The organism is Chitinophaga sedimenti, from assembly GCF_023156195.1.
Taxonomy (GTDB): Bacteria; Bacteroidota; Bacteroidia; order Chitinophagales; family Chitinophagaceae; genus Chitinophaga; species Chitinophaga sedimenti.
On record NZ_JAKUKA010000001.1, the window covers coordinates 5,452,379 to 5,469,212 of the forward strand.

A 16,834-nucleotide genomic window follows, 5' to 3' on the forward strand; every position below is an offset into this window, starting at 1 on the left:
ATAAGGGATTTCGGAAAAACGCATATGCAACCCCACATTATGGACTGGGATGAAAACCAGACCTTCCCCATCGATCTTTTTAAACAACTCGGCGGCCTGGGACTCATGGGCGTACTTGTGCCCGAAGCGTACAACGGCGCCGGACTCGGTTATCTCGAATACGTAACCGTGGTAAGCGAAGTTTCCCGGATTTGCGGAGCAATAGGCCTGAGCGTAGCCGCCCATAACTCGCTTTGCACCGGCCATATTCTTCAGTTTGCGAATGAAGAACAGAAAAGAAAATACCTGCCTAAACTCGCCACCGCCGAATGGATCGGTGCATGGGGACTCACAGAGCCCAACACCGGCTCCGATGCCATGAACATGAAATGTGTGGCTAAACAGGACGGCGACCATTGGGTGCTGAATGGTACCAAATGCTGGATCACGCACGGTAAAAGCTGCGACGTGGCGGTGGTGATTGCCCGTACCGGCGAAGTGCGCGACAGTCACGGTATGACCGCCTTCGTCGTGGAAAAAGGCACGCCGGGTTTCAGCGGTGGTAAAAAGAAAATAAGCTCGGCATGCGTGCCTCCGAAACCGCCGAAATGATTTTCGACAACTGCCGTATCCCGGCCGGCAATGTGCTGGGCGCAGTGGGAGAAGGCTTCATCCAGTCGATGAAAGTGTTGGATGGCGGCCGCATATCTATCGCTGCCTTGTCGCTCGGTATCGCGAAAGGGGCGTTCGATGCGGCCTGCAAGTATGCGCAGGAACGCCATCAGTTCGATAAACCTATTGCTTCCTTCCGGGCATTTCCTTTAAATTGGCGGATATGGCCACGGAAATAGAAGCGGCCGAACTGCTCACCCTGCAGGCGGCGGATATGAAAAACCGTAAGGTACCGATGACCAAGGAAGCGGCCATGGCCAAGTACTATGCATCAGAAGTGGCCGTGAGAGCGGCTAACGAAGCGGTGCAGATATTTGGTGGTTATGGCTACACGAAGGACTTCCCGGTAGAGAAGTTTTACCGTGATGCGAAACTCTGCACCATTGGCGAAGGCACTTCCGAAATACAAAAGATCGTAATTGCAAGAGAAGCCCTCAAAAAGTAGCGAAAACGTTTGCACAGTTTTAATGTGAAGGCCGGTGGGATTTCCACCGGCTTTTTCTATCTTGCCCGTCTCAATCAAACAGTTATGGAATTCGAAGAACAGTTAAACCGTATCTTCCCCGAAGCAAACGCTATCCCGGAAGCCTTCCGCCTTTCCAACGAAATGCACCAGCGCGAATATTTGTCTGGCGGCGAAATGAAACCCTGGACAGGTGATGTACACACCGTATTGTCTCCCATCTGTATAAAAACGGCCGAAGGCCTGCAACGAAAGGTGATCGGTTCCTATCCGCTCTGCGGGCAGGAAGAAGCCATGGCAGCCCTCGATGATGCCGAAAGGGCGTACAACAATGGCCGTGGCGAATGGCCCACTATGTCCGTTTCCGAAAGGATCGGCTGTGTGGAAAAGTTCACCGGCAAAATGATTGAAAAGAAAGACGAGGTGGTAAAACTCATTATGTGGGAAATTGGTAAATCGTATGCCGATTCGCAAAAAGAGTTCGACCGTACCGTTGAATATATTCACGCCACTATCGACGCGCTGAAGGAACTGGACCGCAAGTCATCGCGCTTCGAGCAGGAGCAGGGCATTATTGGCCAGATACGCCGCAGCCCCCTGGGTGTGGTGTTGTGTATGGGGCCCTTTAACTACCCGCTCAACGAAACCTTTACCACGCTGATACCGGCACTGATCATGGGTAACACCCTGCTCTTTAAACCGCCGAAGCACGGTACATTATTGCATTACCCGCTGCTGGAAGCGTTCCGCGCCTGTTTCCCCAAAGGCGTGGTGAACACGATTTACGGTCGCGGTAATGTGATTATTCAGCCGCTGATGGAATCTGGCAGAATAAACGTGCTGACGTTAATCGGCTCTTCCAAAGTGGCGAATCAGCTGAAGAAAATGCACCCGAAAGTAAACCGGCTCCGCGCCATCCACGGGTCTTGATGCAAAAAATGCCGCGATCATTACAGAAAAGGCGGATATTGACTGGCGGTGCAGGAATGTGTACTGGGCTCCCTGTCCTTTAACGGCCAGCGTTGCACGGCGATCAAGATCATATTCGTACACCGTAAAGTGGCCGATCAATTCCTGACGAAATTGTCGGCAGCCATTGAGCAACTCCCTTTTGGTATGCCCTGGGAGAAAGGCGTGGCGCTGACGCCGCTACCCGAACCGCAGAAGCCTGCGTACCTGCGGCAGGTAATCGAAGACGCGGTGAAACACGGCGCTAAAGTGATCAACAAACACGGCGGCGCCACCAATGAATCGTTCGTGTATCCGGCGGTGTTATACCCGGTAAATTCACAGATGAAGATGTACAGCGAAGAGCAGTTTGGCCCGGTGATCCCGGTGTTGCCGTTCGACGATATCGAAACACCGATCGAGTATTTGATCGAATCGAGCCACGGACAGCAGGTGAGCCTGTTCTCGAACAACGCCGCGGAACTCGCGTCGCTGATCGACCCGCTGGTGAACCAGGTGAGCCGCGTGAACATCAATTGTCAGTGTCAGCGTGGTCCGGATATCTTCCCTTTCACCGGGAGAAAAGACTCCGCGGAAGCCACTTTGTCTGTTTTTGACGCGCTGCGCGCATTTTCGATCCGTTCACTGGTGGCCACAAAGCAAACGGAGCAAAACAAAGCGCTCATCAATAAGATTGTTAGTGATCAAACATCTAACTTTTTATCAACAAAATATATATTCTAATTAATCGCATGTTATAAAGTGTCACGATATCAAACGTGACACTTACTTTACAAGCGAAAAATAATTACATGTTAGTGTGATGGTTTTCTGTAAAGAGAACGTTAAATTTGGGTTAATTACTTTCCTTACCAATTTATCAACCTAACAAAACCACGAAAACATCGAGAAAAAATCTACTCCAAAGAAACAGGCTGTAAATCTTTTACAGCCTGTTTTATTTTATAGCTAGCGCAGTAATTTCCCCGGGCAAAAGCCATACATCTTCTTAAACGCCGCCGAGAAATGGTTAGGGGTACTGTAACCGAGTAACTCCGCGGTTTCATTCACATTCATGTTTTGCGTCATCAGCATATCGCGCGACAACTGCATTTTAAGTTGATGTGCGTAACCGAAAACCGTTTGCGCAAACATCATCTTAAATCCTTTTTTCAGTTTGAATTCGTTTAACCCGAATCGCTGGCAAAGCAGTTTGAGGCTGAGATTATCGTCGAGGAAGTGCTGTTGCACATACGCCTTTACGCTATGCATGGCGCTGATGTCGGCGGGCTTCAATTGATAGTGCGGGCGTGGGCGACGCACAGGTAGAGCCATTTCGGTGAAAAATTTGTAATGCGCGGTACCGGCATGTAAGTAGGAGTAGGGAGCGCTAACGTTTGTTGTTGTCTGGGGTGTCATTGTAAATCCGTTTTACGTATTTGTTAATCCGTTGTACGTACCCGTTGGCAGGGTACGCCGGGATATTTTTGCAGGGTAAAATTAGTTGGAAGCCATGGTTCGGAAAATGATAAAATGGATGGGCATTTTGCTGGCGGCAGCCCTGTTAGCGGTTCTGCTGGCGCGCGTCCTGAGGTTGTACGCCGGTTGGCGCGGCTGAATGCCCCTATTACCGGGCGTTGTCCGTAGTAATACGGAACTGGTGCGTTTGGATACATCTACGTAAAGCCGTAAAACCAGGAGAGGCGGGTAATGAATATGATAATCGGCTTTTAAATAGGATGGCCGGCTGAAAGAGTCAGCCGTATCTGAAGAACCAATGTATGGGCGGTCTTGAAAGGAGGCCGCCCTTTTTTATGCGCGTTTCGATCCGTTATTCGTACATCTTACTCCCCGTTTCGTACCACTCACACAAAAGCCGACCGGTAATTTTGTACCGTTAAAATTGCATACCCCATGATAAGGAAGATTCTCAAATGGACAGGCATTACCCTTGCCTCGCTGCTCGTAGTCATCATCGCCGCCTGGCTCGTCGCTTATTTCAATGTGCGTGGCCGGCAGAACAAAGTGTACGAAGTAAACCTCCGCGAAATAGCGATACCTACCGATTCGGCTGCTGTTGCCGCAGGTAAACGGGTGTTTGAAATGAAGGGCTGCGGCGGATGCCACGGCGCTAAGCTCGAAGGGCATACAGAGCTCGATGATCCCCTGGTAGGCCGCTTCTCCGGTCCCAACCTCACCCGTGGTAAGGGCGGTGTGGGCAACGACCGTACGGATGCCGACTGGCTCCGGGCATTGAGGCATGGTATTAACAAGGAAGGCAAGTCCCTGTTCATCATGCCTTCGTATGAATATTATAAAATGTCGGACGAAGATATTGCCAGCGTAATCGCGTTCATTAAGGCGCAGCCGGCGGTAGACAGTGATCTGCCAAGGGATAAACTGGGTCCGCTGGGTATCGTGCTCTCCGCACTTGACAAAGTGCCCTTCGCACCGGCCGAAATGATCGATCATGAATATGTATCGAAGCCAGTCGTGAAAAAGGAAGTAAGTGCGGCTTACGGAGAGTACCTGTCAATGTCATGCACCGGTTGTCACCACCCGGACTTTAAGGGCGGAGAAAGTCCCATTCCGGGCGGCAAATTCGTGGCGGATATATCAGCCTCGGGAAAACCTGGTAAATGGTCACATTCGCAGTTTATAGCCGCTTTACGCACGGGAAAAACACCTGAAGGTAAAGAACTCAATAATGCGGAAATGCCCTGGAAAATGACCGCCACTTATACGGACGATGAGCTTACGGCCCTGCATTTGTACCTGCAAACTATCAAGTAACTTAGAGAGAGGCTAAGTAAAATGGCAAACAAAAAGGCGGCTCCTGCGAGCCGCCTTTAATTTTTTAATCGAGGAAATCGTCTTCCTTGTTTTCCTGTTTGGGTGCGCCCGACAGGCCATTGAACCAGGTATCTACGTTGCCGGCCAGCATGGGCGGCAGTTTGCTCTTCACGAAATCCTTTACTGCCTCGATAGCCTTTTCTGCCTGTTCCGCCGAAATACCGGCGCTCTCCTGTACTTGTTGAATCAGTTCCTGCATGGAAAAATGTTTTTAGGGTGTTGGTAAAAAACAAATGCCGGCATTACCCGGCATTTGCATATTTATCTGGGTAAGATATTAAGCTACTTTCAGTTTCACCAGGGTACTCTGCTCCAGTTTTTCCTGTGCGTAAGCGCGGGTGAGTACAAAGGTGGTTTCGTTGCTCGAAGGCAGTTCGAACATCGCATCGCTGAGCACCACTTCGCAGATAGAGCGCAGGCCACGGGCGCCGAGTTTGAACTCCATTGCCTTGTCTACGATATACTCTACTGCGTCGTCCTCGATCTGCAGGTCGATACCTTCTACTTTGAACAGTTTGCGGTACTGCTTCACCAGCGCGTTTTTAGGCACGGTAAGGATTTGCATCAGCGCGTCTTTGTCCAGCGAGTTCAGGTAAGTTACCACCGGCAAACGTCCGAGCAGCTCCGGGATAAGCCCGAAGGTTTTCAGGTCCTGGGAATTTACATACCGCAGGATATGTTTCTTCACTTCTTCTTCCCTGTCCTTGTTTACGTTGAAACCGATGGAGTGGGTCTGAATACGGCGGCTGATGATACGGTCTACACCGTCGAATGCGCCACCGCAGATGAAGAGAATATTTTGAGTATTTACTTTGATGAGTTTTTGCTCCGGGTGTTTACGACCGCCTTGCGGGGGAACCAGCACCTCGGTACCTTCCAGCAGTTTCAGCAGGCCCTGTTGCACACCTTCGCCGCTCACATCGCGGGTGATGGACGGGTTATCGCTTTTACGGGCAATTTTATCCAGTTCGTCGATGTACACGATACCGCGTTCGGCGGCTTCCACATCGTAGTTGCATACCTGCAGCAGGCGGGAAAGGATGCTTTCCACGTCTTCGCCCACATAGCCGGCTTCTGTAAATACGGTAGCATCTACGATAGTGAAGGGAACGTTCAGCAGTTTGGCGATGGACTTTGCCAGCAGGGTTTTACCGGTACCGGTTTCGCCTACCATGATGAGGTTGGATTTTTCAATCTCCACTTCATCGTCGCCTACCTGTTGGTTCAGTCTTTTATAGTGATTGTATACGGCTACCGCCATGATTTTTTCGCATCGTCCTGACCGATCACGTACTCATCCAGGAATTTCTTGATTTCCATCGGCTTGGCCACTTTCGGCACAAAGTGCGAAGCGGTCGCCTTCTTGCTGCCTTCTGGTGAAACAGCTCCTGTTCTATAATCTCTCGGGCATTTGACACACAATTCTCACAAATATGTCCGTCTGCGCCCGCAATCAGTATTTGCACCTCATCTTTAGAGCGGTTACAGAACGAGCATCTGATCTTGGAATCTTTCATCTATTAGTTTTTAAGTTTGCCCCCGGGGTGGGGAGCTTACAAAATTACGCATTTTTCAGTTAGATGACTGTTAAAATGACGCGCGGCGAATGGGGGCGCCGTAAATAAAAAGTCCCGGCGTAACCGGGACTTTTCAATATTACTGCGGATTTTCGGCCGCTTTCTTTTTAGGATTTTTGTCGAGTACGTCATCGATAATGCCGTATTCTTTTGCTTCGTCAGCGGTCATCCAGTAGTCACGGTCACCATCTTTCTCCACTTTTTTAACGGGCTGGCCGCTGTGGGAAGCGATGATTTCGTTCAGCTCTTTCTTCAGTTTGATGAACTCACGCGCAGTGATTTCGATATCTGAAGTTTGGCCTTCCGCACCACCGTGGGGCTGGTGAATCATTACACGGGCGTGTTTCAGGGCGGTACGTTTGCCTTTGGTGCCTGCTACCAGCAGTACAGCGCCGAAAGAGGCGGCCATACCGGTACAGATAGTGGCGATATCGGGCGTTACCAGCTGCATGGTATCGTAAATACCTAAACCGGCATAAACGGAACCACCAGGGCTGTTAATGTACATCTGAATGTCGCGTGTACGGTCTGTTGATTCGAGGAACAGCAACTGAGCAGTGATCACGTTAGCCACGTAGTCGGTAACGGGGTCGCCCAGGAAAATAATGCGGTCCATCATCAGCCTGGAGAATACGTCCAGCTGAGCAATCTGCATCGGGCGCTCCTCGATGATATAAGGAGTCAGCGAATTGATCTGGTGTTTGGCATAACTGTCAACCACCAGGCTGCTGATGCCGCGGTGCTGGATCGCATATTTTCTGAATTCGTTATTAATGTTCATGATGGTGATGTTTATGAGGCAATTTTACAAATTCTTCTGCAGTGATATCCTCGTTTTTCACTTTCACCTGAGTCTCCGCCCAATCGAACAGTTTGGTCGTAATCATTTCGCGGTAAGTCTGATCCACTTGTTTTTCGTCCTGTAACAGACGCTCCATGTAGCTGTCTAACCACTCGGGGCCTCACCGGCGCCGCCTACCTGGCCAAAGTAGCCCATGATTTTGGCTTTCATGTTTTCTTTCAGTTCATCGAAAGAAACTTCCAGTTTATTATCGCGGATCAGTTTGTCGCTGATGAGTGTCCAGCGCAGCTGATGGTCGAAGTTCGGGTATTCTGCGGCTGCTTCTTCAGCAGTCTTCGGCTTTTCGCCGCCAGTTTGCAACCAACGAAGCAAAAATTCTTTTGGCAGTTCGATCGGTGTTTCGTGCACCAGGGTTTCGAACAAATCGTTGTGCATGTGGTTTTTAGCTTCCTGCGCCCAGTATTTCGTCATCTCTTCTTTCAGTTTTGCACGGAAAGCGTCTTCGGTGGTGATATTCTGGCCGGGATAAACTTCATTAAAGAAGGCTTCGTTCAGTTCTCTTTTAGCGATCAGACCAACTTTGGTGATGGTCAGCGTAAAATACTTTTTCGCAGCGTCTTTATCAGCGGCATCCAGGCCCAGATCCTTCAAAATCCATTCCAGTCTTTCTTTATCGAAAGCTTTAGACAGCTGAATTGTGAGGGTATCGTTCACCTTTTTGCCCTGCAGTTTCTCCTGGATAGCAGCAGTAAAGTTTTTAACGAGGAGGGAGTTCTCCTTTTTGATGCCACCTTCGGTCAGGGTTCCTTTTGAATCCGACTCATCAAATGTAACGGTTATTACGTTATCTTCTGATGTTACACTTTCAGGTTCGCTCATTTCGCCACCTTTTAAGCGCATACGGTCAATTTCTTCATTCACCGCTTCTTCGGTAGGAGTTACGTTATATTTGGTGAGGGAAGTTTTGGCCAGCAGGGGAGCTACCTCAAATTCAGGTTTCAGACCTACTTCAAATTCGAAGTTGTATTCAGCAGGAGCGTTATGATCAAAGTTTACGGAATTGGTTTCCAGAGGAAGCGGTTGACCGAAAATCTCAAGTTTCTCTGTTTGCAGGTAGCCAGTCAGCTCTTTCTCGATGGTCCTGATTACTTCGTCGGCGAACAGCGCCTGACCATGCATTTTTTTAATCATGCCGGCAGGTACCATGCCTTTACGGAAACCAGGGATGTTGGCCGTTTTCGAAAAATGCTTTAAAGCCTTGTCAAAGTTCGGAAGATAATCTTCCTGGCTCACTTTCACAGTGATCTTATCATTCAATAAACCAATGTTTTCTCTGGTTACAGTTGCCATTTTGTTATATAATATTAATAATTAAAACACGTGTTTTGTTCTGGCCGGTGATACACCTGCACGAAGATTGTGCCATGAGCCTGCAGGGAGAGTGGACCCTGCCTTTTAGCAGGTTTAAGTGCCCTGCCCCTGTTTTTGAGGGCGAATTTGGCATGAAACTGAAAAAAGTGCGGGTGATAGGACTCGAACCTACATGCCGTGAAGCACCAGATCCTAAGTCTGGCGTGTCTACCAATTTCACCACACCCGCATTTTATAAGAACATATTACCCCTGTAAAAAGGGTTTGCAAAGGTATTGTTTTTTAGGAATTATAAAAATTATTGCCATCGCACCGAAATCGTTGATTGATAATGGTCTTTTTCGTAATATGTAGATGCATTTACCTTCACCGGGATTACTGTATAAGTGTCCAAATGGAACCTTTACAGAACTTTCGTAATTTTGATACGTATGGATACAGCGGTTGTTAAAAAATATAATCTCGACGAAGAACAGGAAAAGAAAGAGATCGTCCGGCACTACCGGGCCCTGATGCGCGCACTCAAACCCCGCTTCATTAAAGGCGGCGACCGCGAAGCCGTGCGTACCGCCTTTGAAATGGCCGCCGATGCCCATCGGCACATGCGCCGCAAATCCGGGGAACCTTACATCCTGCACCCCTGGCCGTAGCCCAGATATGCGTGGAAGAGATAGGCCTCGGCGTACGCTCCGCCATCTGTGCCCTGCTGCACGATACCGTGGAAGATACCGAGGTAACGCTCGAAGACGTGGAGCGCGAGTTCGGGGGAAATCGCCCACATCGTTGACGGGCTAACCAAAATCAGCAACGTGATCGATGGTAACAACAACTCGTCTACCACCACGGCACAGGCCGAAAACTTCAAGAAAATCCTGCTTACCCTGGCCGATGATCCCCGGGTGATCCTTATTAAGCTGGCCGACCGTATGCACAACATGCGTACACTCGACAGCATGGCCCGCGAAAAGCAGCTGAAAATAGCCTCCGAAACGGTGTTCATTTACGCGCCGCTGGCCCACCGCCTTGGTTTGTACAACATCAAGAGCGAGATGGAAGACCTGGCGATGAAGTATACCGAACAGGAAACCTACCGGGAAATCGCGAAAAAGCTGAAAGAGACCAAACGCGAACGCACCCGCTACGTCAATGAATTCATTAAGCCGATCAAGGAAGTACTGCAGGAAGAAGGGTTCAAGTTCGAAATTTACGGACGCCCCAAATCCATTCACTCTATTTCCCATAAGATAAAAACCAAGGGGGTGAAGTTCGAGGAGGTGTACGACCTCTTCGCCATCCGCATTATCATGGACAGCGCCATTGAAAAGGAGAAGTCCGATTGCTGGAAGGTATACTCGATCATCACCGACTTTTACCATCCCAGCCCCGAGCGCACGCGCGACTGGCTCAGCAACCCTAAAAGCAATGGTTACGAGGCTTTGCACGTAACGGTGATGGGCCCCAACGGTAAGTGGGTAGAGGTGCAGATCCGCTCCAAACGCATGAACGACTATGCCGAAAAAGGGCTGGCTGCGCACTGGCGTTATAAGGAGGGCAGCAGCAATGTGCAGGAGTCCAAATTCGATCAGTGGTTTACCCAGATCCGTGAGATCCTGAACAACCCGGATTCCAATACGCTCGACTTTCTCGCCGATTTCAAGAGCAACCTGTTTACCGAAGAGATATATGTATACACGCCGAAGGGAGACCTGCGTATTTTGCCCGTAGGCTCTACCACGCTCGATTTTGCATACTCGATCCACTCCGCGGTAGGTAATAAATGTATTGGCGCCAAGGTGAATTACAAGCTGGTGCCGCTCAGCCACAAGCTGCGCAGTGGGGACCAGGTGGAAATTATCACCACCAATAAACAAAAGCCATCGGACGACTGGCTGAACTTCGTCATCACCGCCAAGGCCAAAACGAAGATCAAGGATGCGCTGAAAGAGGAAAAAGGATCGTGGCCATGGACGGCAAGGATCAGCTGGAACGTAAGCTGAGTCACCTGAAGGTGCCCATGAGCCAATACAACATCAATGAAGTAACGCAGTTTTATAAACAATCTTCGCCGCTGGATCTCTACTACCAGATTGCGGTGAAAAACATTGACCTGAGCGAGCTGAAGGGCTTCTCAGTGCTCGGCGACCGCCTTGACCCGCCAAAGCCGGTGAAGGCGCCGGAGCCTGAGCACGTGGAGGATTCGCATAGCAAACACCAGAAGAAGGACGCGGAGCTGATCATTTTTGGCGAAAGCTCGGACAAAATCGCGTACAAGCTGGCGAATTGCTGCCGCCCTATTCCCGGCGACGACGTATTCGGCTTTGTAACGGCCAGCGAGGGCCTCAAGATTCACCGGACGAACTGTCCGAATGCCGCGCAGTTATTGGCCAATTACGGTCACCGCGTGGTGAAGACCAAGTGGGTGAAGAATCGCGAGATATCGTTCCTTACGGGCCTGCGCATCATCGGTATGGACGATGTGGGCGTGATTCACAAGATCACGAACATCATTTCCGGCGAGCTGAAGGTGAACATCGCCGCGCTCACGATCGAGAGCCGTGAGGGCCTTTTCGAGGGCCGGATCAAGGTGTTCGTACACGATAAAGAGGAGCTGGAAGAGCTGCTGCAGCGCCTCAAAACGCTGGACGGCATCCAGGCCGTCACGCGCTGGGAAGAATAAATACCAGATTGCCATATTTAAGAGGGGGCGGGGCCGCAGGGTTCCGCCCTTTTTTTTGGTAACGGGGCACCGTCCGTCCTAATATGTTTGCAAGCGTAGGTTGACGGCGCACACCCGACCCGTCATCATATGTTTGCAAGCGTGTGAGGACGGAGTTGTCCGAAAGCCGTCATTGCGACGCGCGAGCGGAAGCAACCCTCGTGCTTCCCCTCCGCATCAGTAAAGACACGCTGCCAATAATCACTGATGCGAAGACTGCACACGAAGATCGCTTCACTCCGTTTGCGATGACAGTAAGGATGACGGTACGGATGAGGCTAGTTATGACCTGGATGGAGGAAATTCCGGGCACTGATAGGATTTTACCGAAAACGCTCAAAGCATAGGTAAAGCATGGTGAAAGCATGGTGAAAGCATGGTGAAGAGGTGGAGGAGATGGTTAATATAGTACAGGGATCGTAAGAGGATCCTAAGAGCATCCTAACTGAATGGTAACTGAATCTCTAGTGTTTTAGCGCTATTCAGCTACATTTTAGTTACAGTTAGTTACGATCCTCCCGGGATGGTCTAAGGATTTGGCGTCAAAGATCCTTCGACGATCCTTCGGTGATGATTCGGTGTTGTTCGGTCGCGACGCGGCTTTGACGGGCTTTAACCGAAGGATGACCGAAGGATCACCCAGGGATGACCGAAGGATTATAGGGGGTACCCCGATTTCACCCCCACTTTTAAGCGCATTCACCACAATTTTGGACTGCATTCACCACCAATTGCTTTTTAAGGTTACCTGGGTGCGCTACTTTTGGCTGAGAAGAGAGGGACTGTTGAAGGGAGTGACACAAACGGCGGCCGGGTAAAGAACAGCTATTGGGGCAAAAATTTCTTTTTACTTCTCCTTTTGCAGCTTTCGCTTATTTTTGCCTTTCGTTTTAAAAACCGCACAAGAAATATTTAAATTTTAAAGTATCATGGTAGATGTATTGTTAGGTCTGCAATGGGGCGACGAGGGCAAAGGCAAAATCGTTGACTACTTCGCAGGCAAATATGACGTGATTGCCCGTTTCCAGGGTGGCCCGAACGCAGGGCATACGTTGTATGTTGAAGGCCGGAAAATTGTTCTACATACTATTCCTTCCGGAGTTTTCCATTCCAATACCATCAACCTGATCGGCAACGGCGTGGTGCTGGACCCCGTTACCTTCAAAAAAGAGTGCGAAAAAATCGCCGCTGAGGGTGTGGACCTGAAGAAAAATCTCTTTATTTCTGAGAAAACGCACATCATTGTACCTACGCACCGCGCGCTGGACAAAGCTTCCGAGCAGGCTAAAGGCAAGGAGAAAATCGGTTCTACCCTGAAAGGTATTGGTCCTGCTTATATGGACAAAACCGGGCGTAATGGCATCCGTGTGGGCGATGTAATGTCACCCAATTTTGAAGAATCTTACTCTAAACTGAAGGCGAAGCACCAACAATTGCTGGCGAACTACGACTTTAGCGAAGATATCAGCGAGTGGGAAAAGGAGTTTTTTGAGGCCGTAGAATTCCTGCGTACCATGAACGTGGTAAATGGAGAGTACTTCCTGAACAAACTGCTGAAAGATGGAAAGAAGGTACTGGCAGAAGGTGCACAGGGTTCGATGCTGGACGTGGACTTCGGTACCTATCCGTTCGTAACATCGTCCAATACGATCTCTGCGGGTGTTTGTACCGGTTTAGGTATTGCACCACAATGGATTAAAGAAGTAATAGGCGTAACCAAAGCATATTGTACCCGTGTAGGCAGCGGTCCGTTCCCGACAGAACTGGAAGATGCTACCGGCGGAAACACTGCGCCAGGTTGGCGGCGAGTTTGGTGCAACAACGGGCCGTCCCCGCCGCTGTGGCTGGATTGACCTGGTAGCACTGAACTATACCTGCATGCTGAGCGGCGTTACCGAACTGGTAATGACCAAAAGCGATGTACTGGATGCGTTCGACGAAATTGAAGCTTGCGTGGCTTATGGCATCGACGGCAAGGAAACAAAAGAACTGCCTTTCCAGCTTAATGGTCTGGCAATCAATCCTGTGTTGAAGAAGTTCCAGGGCTGGAGCAGCAAAACAGCAGATAGCAAAACTTATAGCGAATTGCCGAAAGAAATGAAAGAATTTCTGATATTCGTGGAAGAATACCTGGGTGTACCTGTAAAGTTCGTGTCTAACGGCCCTGGCAGGGATCAGATACTGGAAAAATAAGTCCAAAAAAGTACGAAAAAAATAAGGGAAAAAAATTTGGCAAAAAAAAAAATTCTGTTAAAACTTTACGCTAGAAACATATAAGTTACACTCATTATGAAATCAAAATCTGATAAAGAAAAAGAGACCAAGAAACCTACTTCGCCGAAGCCCGCCCCGGCAAAAAAGCTGCTGAAAAGCCGAAAAAGAAGTAGACGAGGATGAGGACGACGAGGACGATGAAGAGGAAACTCCGAAGAAGTCTGCTGCTTCCAAAAATCAGATAAATCCGCATCCAAATCACGCCGTAAAGACGATGATGATGAAGATGGAGATGATGAAGAGGAAAGTGATGATTTAGGTGATGACGAAGATGATTCCTGGGGTAAGGCCGATGACGATGATTATGATCCGGACTTTGAGGAATTTGACATGCCAAAGGCAAAGGCGAAGCGTGGCCGCCCAAGTACTAAAAAGGGTGACGACGATGATGATTTAGGTATTGACGACGAGTTTAAAGACATGTTCAACGATCGTTACGACGACGATGACGACGATGATTTTTAATCATTAAATAGCTAGGATATCAGGACGTTCCATAAATTTCCCGTAAACAACCTGACCGAATTTAAACGACAAATGTTGAGCTGGGGTAACCGGTTCAACATTTGTTGTTTTCTGGACAGCAACGCATACCAGTTTCCCCACAGCGAGTATGAAGCCATACTGGCCGCCGGTTCCGTAGCCAGTGTAAGCTGCGAGGCCGGAGATGCCTTTGAGACCCTGCGCGATTTTCATGAGGAACACCAGGATTGGCTGTTTGGCCACCGGCATACGACCTCAAAAATGAAACGGAAGCCCTCACTTCAGAACTCCCCGACTTTAAGAATTTCCCTGACCTGCACTTTTTGTGCCCGACATACTCATGTTCCTCCGCGACGGGGAAGTGGAAATCGGCGGGCATAATGTGAACCGGAAGTTTGCGAATTCTATCTATGAAGACCTGTTGGAACTCGGCCCTGAAAAGGACGGCAAGAAAGAAAAACTGCCCCCTTTACAGCTACGCGTAAACGAAAAGTATTACCCGGAGGCGGTGAAATCGATCCAGGAGCATATTGCCAAAGGCGACTGTTACGAGCTGAATTATTGTATAGAGAGCTACGCGCAGGGAATTGCCCTGAAGCCGTTGCCTCTCTTTAACCAGCTAAACGCCTTGTCGCCCGCGCCATTTGCAGCTTATTATAAGAATGAAGATCAGTACCTGCTCTGTTCCAGTCCCGAACGCTTTTTGAAAAAGAAAGGCGATCAGCTGATATCGCAGCCCATCAAAGGCACGGTAAAACGTTTGCCCGACCCGGCGGCAGATGCAGCCGCAGCGGCAGCTTTGCAGAACAGCCAGAAGGAACGTTCGGAGAACGTGATGGTGGTCGACCTCGTGCGGAACGACCTGGCGCATACGGCGCTGCAGGGTACCGTAAAGGTGGAGGAACTGTATGGTTTGTACGCATTTCCGCAGGTACATCACCCGGTATCTACGATAACGGCTACACTGGATCCAAAGTACCACTTTACCGATGCGATCCGGCATGCATTCCCGATGGGATCTATGACCGGCGCGCCTAAAGTAAGGGTGATGGAACTGATAGAGCAGTACGAAAAAACAAAGCGGGGACTGTACTCCGGCTCCGTAGGCTATATAACGCCGGAGGGTGATTTTGACCTGAACGTGGTGATCCGCAGTATTTTATACAACGCGGAGAGCCAGTACCTGAGTTTCCAGACCGGGTCGGCCATTACGGCTTACAGTGATGCGAAGAAAGAGTGGGAAGAGTGTATGCTGAAGGCCGAAGCCATGCGGAAGGTGCTGGGATACGAGGAATAAATTCGTCTGAAGAGATTGCGACGGTGTATACAGTTGGGTATACACGTTTTTTTTATGCTACTTCTTAGGAAAGAGCTGCTCCATGGCCTTGTCAATAGTAGGATAGGAGAACTGGAAACCGGTCTGCTGTATTTTTTCGCTGGAGGCTTTTACGCTCTTCAACACTTCCACGCTCATTTCGCCCAGTGCTATTTTTAACGCAAAAGACGGTACGGGTAGGGGGATGAAGCTGCGGCCCTTGGCGGCATGCGCCATGGCCAGCACCAGGGTTTTATGCTTTACGGGAAAGGGAGCTACGGCATTATAGGGGCCGCTTTCCAGGTCTGTATTGACGATTGCGTTAAAGTACAGCCGCACCATGTCCTGTATATGAATCCAGCTGATATACTGCTCGCCGCTGCCAAGAATAGTGGCGAAGCCGAACCGTAAGGGCTTGTAGAACTCTTTGAGGGCGCCGCCGTCCGGGCTTAACACGATCCCTGTCCGGAGCAGGATAACCTTTTACCGAGACTTTCGATCTGCCGCACGCTCTGTTCCCACGCCTGGCAAACCGTGCCCAGGAAATCGCCGGCGGGTGCATCGGTTTCGCGGAAGGGGCGGTCTTCGTCCTTCGTTTCGCCGTAGTAGCCGGTGGCCGAAGCGCTGATGATTGTTTTTACTTTATTGGGCTGGGTTTTCAGCAGCTGGTACAGGAAATTGCTGGCCTGCACCCGGCTGTCGATAATCTGCTTTTTATAGGTATTGGTCCACCGATGCTCGGACACGCCCGCTCCCGCCAGGTGAACAATATGGTCGGCCTGCTGCAGCACGCCCGCTTCCAGCACGCCTGCGGCAGGGTCCCAGTGCGCATGGGAAAGATGATCATTATCTGAATAACCGGGTTTCCGTGTCAGAATCACCACCTTATAGCCCCGTTCCAGCAGCCACGCCGAGAGCGCTCTGCCTATCAGTCCCGTACCACCGGTAACCAATATTGTTTCCATGCCGTTGTATCTTTTTTAAATTTTAACTAAAAATACACAATAAAAGCGCAGCTTTGGAATTATACAAGTATCGATCCACGTAAATACATTTAAGAGGAATAGCCTTTGCAAAACGTAAATTTTCGTGTAGGTTTGGTTGTGGAAGAACCTGTGAAAGGTAAGGACCTATTTCCCCGTATCATAAAAACAAAACTCGCAATGCGCAGCTTATTTCGTTTACAGTTGGCCGCCCTGCTGCTTTTTGCCGGCACGGCTGCGGCGCAGAAGGTCACCTATTCCGAACCGGAGAGAGATGATTACAAGACCACGGAATTTGAGATCCTGGGTAAAATCGGGGGAAACATCCACGGTATATAAGGCTGACAAAGGCGAGTACGCCATTTCGGTGTACGATAACGGCATGCAGCTGAAAGACC

The 16,834-nt window shown here is 49.7% G+C and carries 21 protein-coding genes, 1 tRNA gene and 2 pseudogenes; 13 read left to right on the forward strand and 11 right to left on the reverse strand.

Going from position 1 to position 16,834, the window contains the following annotated elements; translation table 11 throughout:
- Positions 1-24: 24 nt before the first annotated feature.
- From MKQ70_RS40175 to MKQ70_RS31365, 3 genes and pseudogenes are all read left to right on the forward strand, one after another.
- Positions 25-591 (forward strand): acyl-CoA dehydrogenase family protein, encoded by a 567-nt coding sequence (locus MKQ70_RS40175; protein WP_282456896.1) that lies wholly within the window; start codon positions 25-27, stop codon positions 589-591.
- Positions 592-659: 68 nt separating this feature from the next.
- Positions 660-1,096: pseudogene (locus MKQ70_RS40180) on the forward strand (acyl-CoA dehydrogenase family protein).
- A gap of 195 nt (positions 1,097-1,291) precedes the next feature.
- Positions 1,292-2,806: pseudogene (locus tag MKQ70_RS31365) on the forward strand (NADP-dependent glyceraldehyde-3-phosphate dehydrogenase).
- Positions 2,807-3,031: 225 nt separating this feature from the next.
- On the opposite strand, the gene MKQ70_RS31370 reads toward MKQ70_RS31365, so the two are convergent.
- Entirely contained in the window at positions 3,032-3,481 is a 450-nt protein-coding gene (locus tag MKQ70_RS31370; RefSeq protein ID WP_248078530.1) for a helix-turn-helix transcriptional regulator, read from the reverse strand.
- 495 nt (positions 3,482-3,976) lie between these two features.
- On the opposite strand from MKQ70_RS31370, the gene MKQ70_RS31375 reads away from it, so the two are divergent.
- On the forward strand, positions 3,977-4,855 hold the full coding sequence (locus tag MKQ70_RS31375; protein ID WP_248078533.1) for a c-type cytochrome: 879 nt from the start codon (positions 3,977-3,979) through the stop codon (positions 4,853-4,855).
- A 64-nt stretch (positions 4,856-4,919) separates the two neighbouring features.
- Here the strand turns inward: MKQ70_RS31375 and MKQ70_RS31380 are convergent, their stop codons facing one another.
- From MKQ70_RS31380 to MKQ70_RS31410, 7 genes are all read right to left on the reverse strand, one after another.
- Positions 4,920-5,114, reverse strand: coding sequence for an HU family DNA-binding protein (locus tag MKQ70_RS31380; protein ID WP_248078536.1), 195 nt, complete (start codon positions 5,112-5,114; stop codon positions 4,920-4,922).
- Between the two features lie 78 nt (positions 5,115-5,192).
- Complete coding sequence (clpX, locus tag MKQ70_RS31385) at positions 5,193-6,176, reverse strand: ATP-dependent Clp protease ATP-binding subunit ClpX (protein ID WP_248078539.1); 984 nt, start codon at positions 6,174-6,176, stop codon at positions 5,193-5,195.
- A gap of 25 nt (positions 6,177-6,201) precedes the next feature.
- Entirely contained in the window at positions 6,202-6,432 is a 231-nt protein-coding gene (locus MKQ70_RS43515) for a ClpX C4-type zinc finger protein (RefSeq protein WP_248078541.1), read from the reverse strand.
- Positions 6,433-6,571: 139 nt separating this feature from the next.
- On the reverse strand, positions 6,572-7,273 hold the full coding sequence (gene clpP / locus MKQ70_RS31395) for an ATP-dependent Clp endopeptidase proteolytic subunit ClpP (RefSeq protein ID WP_248078544.1): 702 nt from the start codon (positions 7,271-7,273) through the stop codon (positions 6,572-6,574).
- Complete coding sequence (locus MKQ70_RS31400) at positions 7,263-7,430, reverse strand: hypothetical protein (RefSeq protein WP_248078547.1); 168 nt, start codon at positions 7,428-7,430, stop codon at positions 7,263-7,265. Before MKQ70_RS31400 ends, clpP begins: the two co-directional genes overlap by 11 nt.
- An 8-nt stretch (positions 7,431-7,438) precedes the next feature.
- Complete coding sequence (gene tig, locus MKQ70_RS31405; RefSeq protein WP_248078550.1) at positions 7,439-8,644, reverse strand: trigger factor; 1,206 nt, start codon at positions 8,642-8,644, stop codon at positions 7,439-7,441.
- A 168-nt stretch (positions 8,645-8,812) separates the two neighbouring features.
- A tRNA-Leu gene (locus MKQ70_RS31410) sits at positions 8,813-8,894 on the reverse strand.
- 202 nt (positions 8,895-9,096) lie between these two features.
- Between MKQ70_RS31410 and MKQ70_RS31415 the strand changes: the two genes are divergently transcribed.
- From MKQ70_RS31415 to MKQ70_RS40205, 7 genes are all read left to right on the forward strand, one after another.
- A complete protein-coding gene (locus MKQ70_RS31415; protein WP_248078553.1) occupies positions 9,097-9,315 on the forward strand; it encodes a hypothetical protein in 219 nt (72 codons plus the stop codon).
- A gap of 11 nt (positions 9,316-9,326) precedes the next feature.
- On the forward strand, positions 9,327-9,452 hold the full coding sequence (locus tag MKQ70_RS40185; protein WP_282456897.1) for a hypothetical protein: 126 nt from the start codon (positions 9,327-9,329) through the stop codon (positions 9,450-9,452).
- Positions 9,453-9,474: 22 nt separating this feature from the next.
- Entirely contained in the window at positions 9,475-10,662 is a 1,188-nt protein-coding gene (locus MKQ70_RS41675; protein ID WP_248078556.1) for a RelA/SpoT family protein, read from the forward strand.
- Entirely contained in the window at positions 10,629-11,342 is a 714-nt protein-coding gene (locus MKQ70_RS31425; RefSeq protein ID WP_248078558.1) for an ACT domain-containing protein, read from the forward strand. Before MKQ70_RS41675 ends, MKQ70_RS31425 begins: the two co-directional genes overlap by 34 nt.
- A gap of 968 nt (positions 11,343-12,310) precedes the next feature.
- Positions 12,311-13,234, forward strand: coding sequence for an adenylosuccinate synthetase (locus MKQ70_RS31430; RefSeq protein WP_282456898.1), 924 nt, complete (start codon positions 12,311-12,313; stop codon positions 13,232-13,234).
- Positions 13,152-13,574, forward strand: a complete 423-nt coding sequence (locus tag MKQ70_RS40200; protein WP_282456899.1) for an adenylosuccinate synthetase — start codon at positions 13,152-13,154, stop codon at positions 13,572-13,574. The genes MKQ70_RS31430 and MKQ70_RS40200 overlap by 83 nt, the downstream gene beginning before the upstream one ends.
- 411 nt (positions 13,575-13,985) lie before the next feature.
- Entirely contained in the window at positions 13,986-14,120 is a 135-nt protein-coding gene (locus MKQ70_RS40205) for a hypothetical protein (RefSeq protein WP_282456900.1), read from the forward strand.
- Between the two features lie 3 nt (positions 14,121-14,123).
- Here MKQ70_RS40205 and MKQ70_RS31435 read toward each other — a convergent pair whose 3' ends face one another.
- Positions 14,124-14,387 (reverse strand): hypothetical protein, encoded by a 264-nt coding sequence (locus MKQ70_RS31435; protein ID WP_248078561.1) that lies wholly within the window; start codon positions 14,385-14,387, stop codon positions 14,124-14,126.
- 76 nt (positions 14,388-14,463) lie between these two features.
- Here MKQ70_RS31435 and MKQ70_RS31440 point away from each other — a divergent pair, with 76 nt between their 5' ends.
- Complete coding sequence (locus MKQ70_RS31440; RefSeq protein WP_248078564.1) at positions 14,464-15,435, forward strand: anthranilate synthase component I family protein; 972 nt, start codon at positions 14,464-14,466, stop codon at positions 15,433-15,435.
- A 57-nt stretch (positions 15,436-15,492) separates the two neighbouring features.
- Here the strand turns inward: MKQ70_RS31440 and MKQ70_RS41680 are convergent, their stop codons facing one another.
- Both MKQ70_RS41680 and MKQ70_RS31450 read right to left on the reverse strand, forming a co-directional pair.
- Positions 15,493-15,909, reverse strand: coding sequence for a DUF1731 domain-containing protein (locus MKQ70_RS41680; protein WP_248078567.1), 417 nt, complete (start codon positions 15,907-15,909; stop codon positions 15,493-15,495).
- Positions 15,903-16,418 (reverse strand): NAD-dependent epimerase/dehydratase family protein, encoded by a 516-nt coding sequence (locus MKQ70_RS31450; RefSeq protein WP_248078570.1) that lies wholly within the window; start codon positions 16,416-16,418, stop codon positions 15,903-15,905. Before MKQ70_RS31450 ends, MKQ70_RS41680 begins: the two co-directional genes overlap by 7 nt.
- A 198-nt stretch (positions 16,419-16,616) precedes the next feature.
- On the opposite strand from MKQ70_RS31450, the gene MKQ70_RS31455 reads away from it, so the two are divergent.
- Positions 16,617-16,775 (forward strand): hypothetical protein, encoded by a 159-nt coding sequence (locus tag MKQ70_RS31455; protein WP_248078573.1) that lies wholly within the window; start codon positions 16,617-16,619, stop codon positions 16,773-16,775.
- Positions 16,776-16,834 lie beyond the last annotated feature (59 nt).

Coding starts and splice junctions, on each gene's coding strand:
- MKQ70_RS31415 (WP_248078553.1), top strand. CDS start 9,097: ATGGATACAGCGGTTGTTAAAAAATATAATCTCGACGAAGAACAGGAA.
- MKQ70_RS31380 (WP_248078536.1), bottom strand. CDS start 5,114: ATGCAGGAACTGATTCAACAAGTACAGGAGAGCGCCGGTATTTCGGCG.
- MKQ70_RS31450 (WP_248078570.1), bottom strand. CDS start 16,418: ATGGAAACAATATTGGTTACCGGTGGTACGGGACTGATAGGCAGAGCG.
- MKQ70_RS31435 (WP_248078561.1), bottom strand. CDS start 14,387: ATGCCGGTGGCCAAACAGCCAATCCTGGTGTTCCTCATGAAAATCGCG.
- MKQ70_RS31370 (WP_248078530.1), bottom strand. CDS start 3,481: ATGACACCCCAGACAACAACAAACGTTAGCGCTCCCTACTCCTACTTA.
- MKQ70_RS31455 (WP_248078573.1), top strand. CDS start 16,617: ATGCGCAGCTTATTTCGTTTACAGTTGGCCGCCCTGCTGCTTTTTGCC.
- MKQ70_RS31430 (WP_282456898.1), top strand. CDS start 12,311: ATGGTAGATGTATTGTTAGGTCTGCAATGGGGCGACGAGGGCAAAGGC.
- MKQ70_RS31375 (WP_248078533.1), top strand. CDS start 3,977: ATGATAAGGAAGATTCTCAAATGGACAGGCATTACCCTTGCCTCGCTG.
- MKQ70_RS31425 (WP_248078558.1), top strand. CDS start 10,629: ATGGACGGCAAGGATCAGCTGGAACGTAAGCTGAGTCACCTGAAGGTG.
- clpX (WP_248078539.1), bottom strand. CDS start 6,176: ATGGCGGTAGCCGTATACAATCACTATAAAAGACTGAACCAACAGGTA.
- MKQ70_RS40205 (WP_282456900.1), top strand. CDS start 13,986: ATGCCAAAGGCAAAGGCGAAGCGTGGCCGCCCAAGTACTAAAAAGGGT.
- tig (WP_248078550.1), bottom strand. CDS start 8,644: ATGGCAACTGTAACCAGAGAAAACATTGGTTTATTGAATGATAAGATC.
- MKQ70_RS43515 (WP_248078541.1), bottom strand. CDS start 6,432: ATGAAAGATTCCAAGATCAGATGCTCGTTCTGTAACCGCTCTAAAGAT.
- MKQ70_RS40175 (WP_282456896.1), top strand. CDS start 25: ATGCAACCCCACATTATGGACTGGGATGAAAACCAGACCTTCCCCATC.
- MKQ70_RS40200 (WP_282456899.1), top strand. CDS start 13,152: ATGCTACCGGCGGAAACACTGCGCCAGGTTGGCGGCGAGTTTGGTGCA.
- MKQ70_RS31400 (WP_248078547.1), bottom strand. CDS start 7,430: ATGGAGCGTCTGTTACAGGACGAAAAACAAGTGGATCAGACTTACCGC.
- clpP (WP_248078544.1), bottom strand. CDS start 7,273: ATGAACATTAATAACGAATTCAGAAAATATGCGATCCAGCACCGCGGC.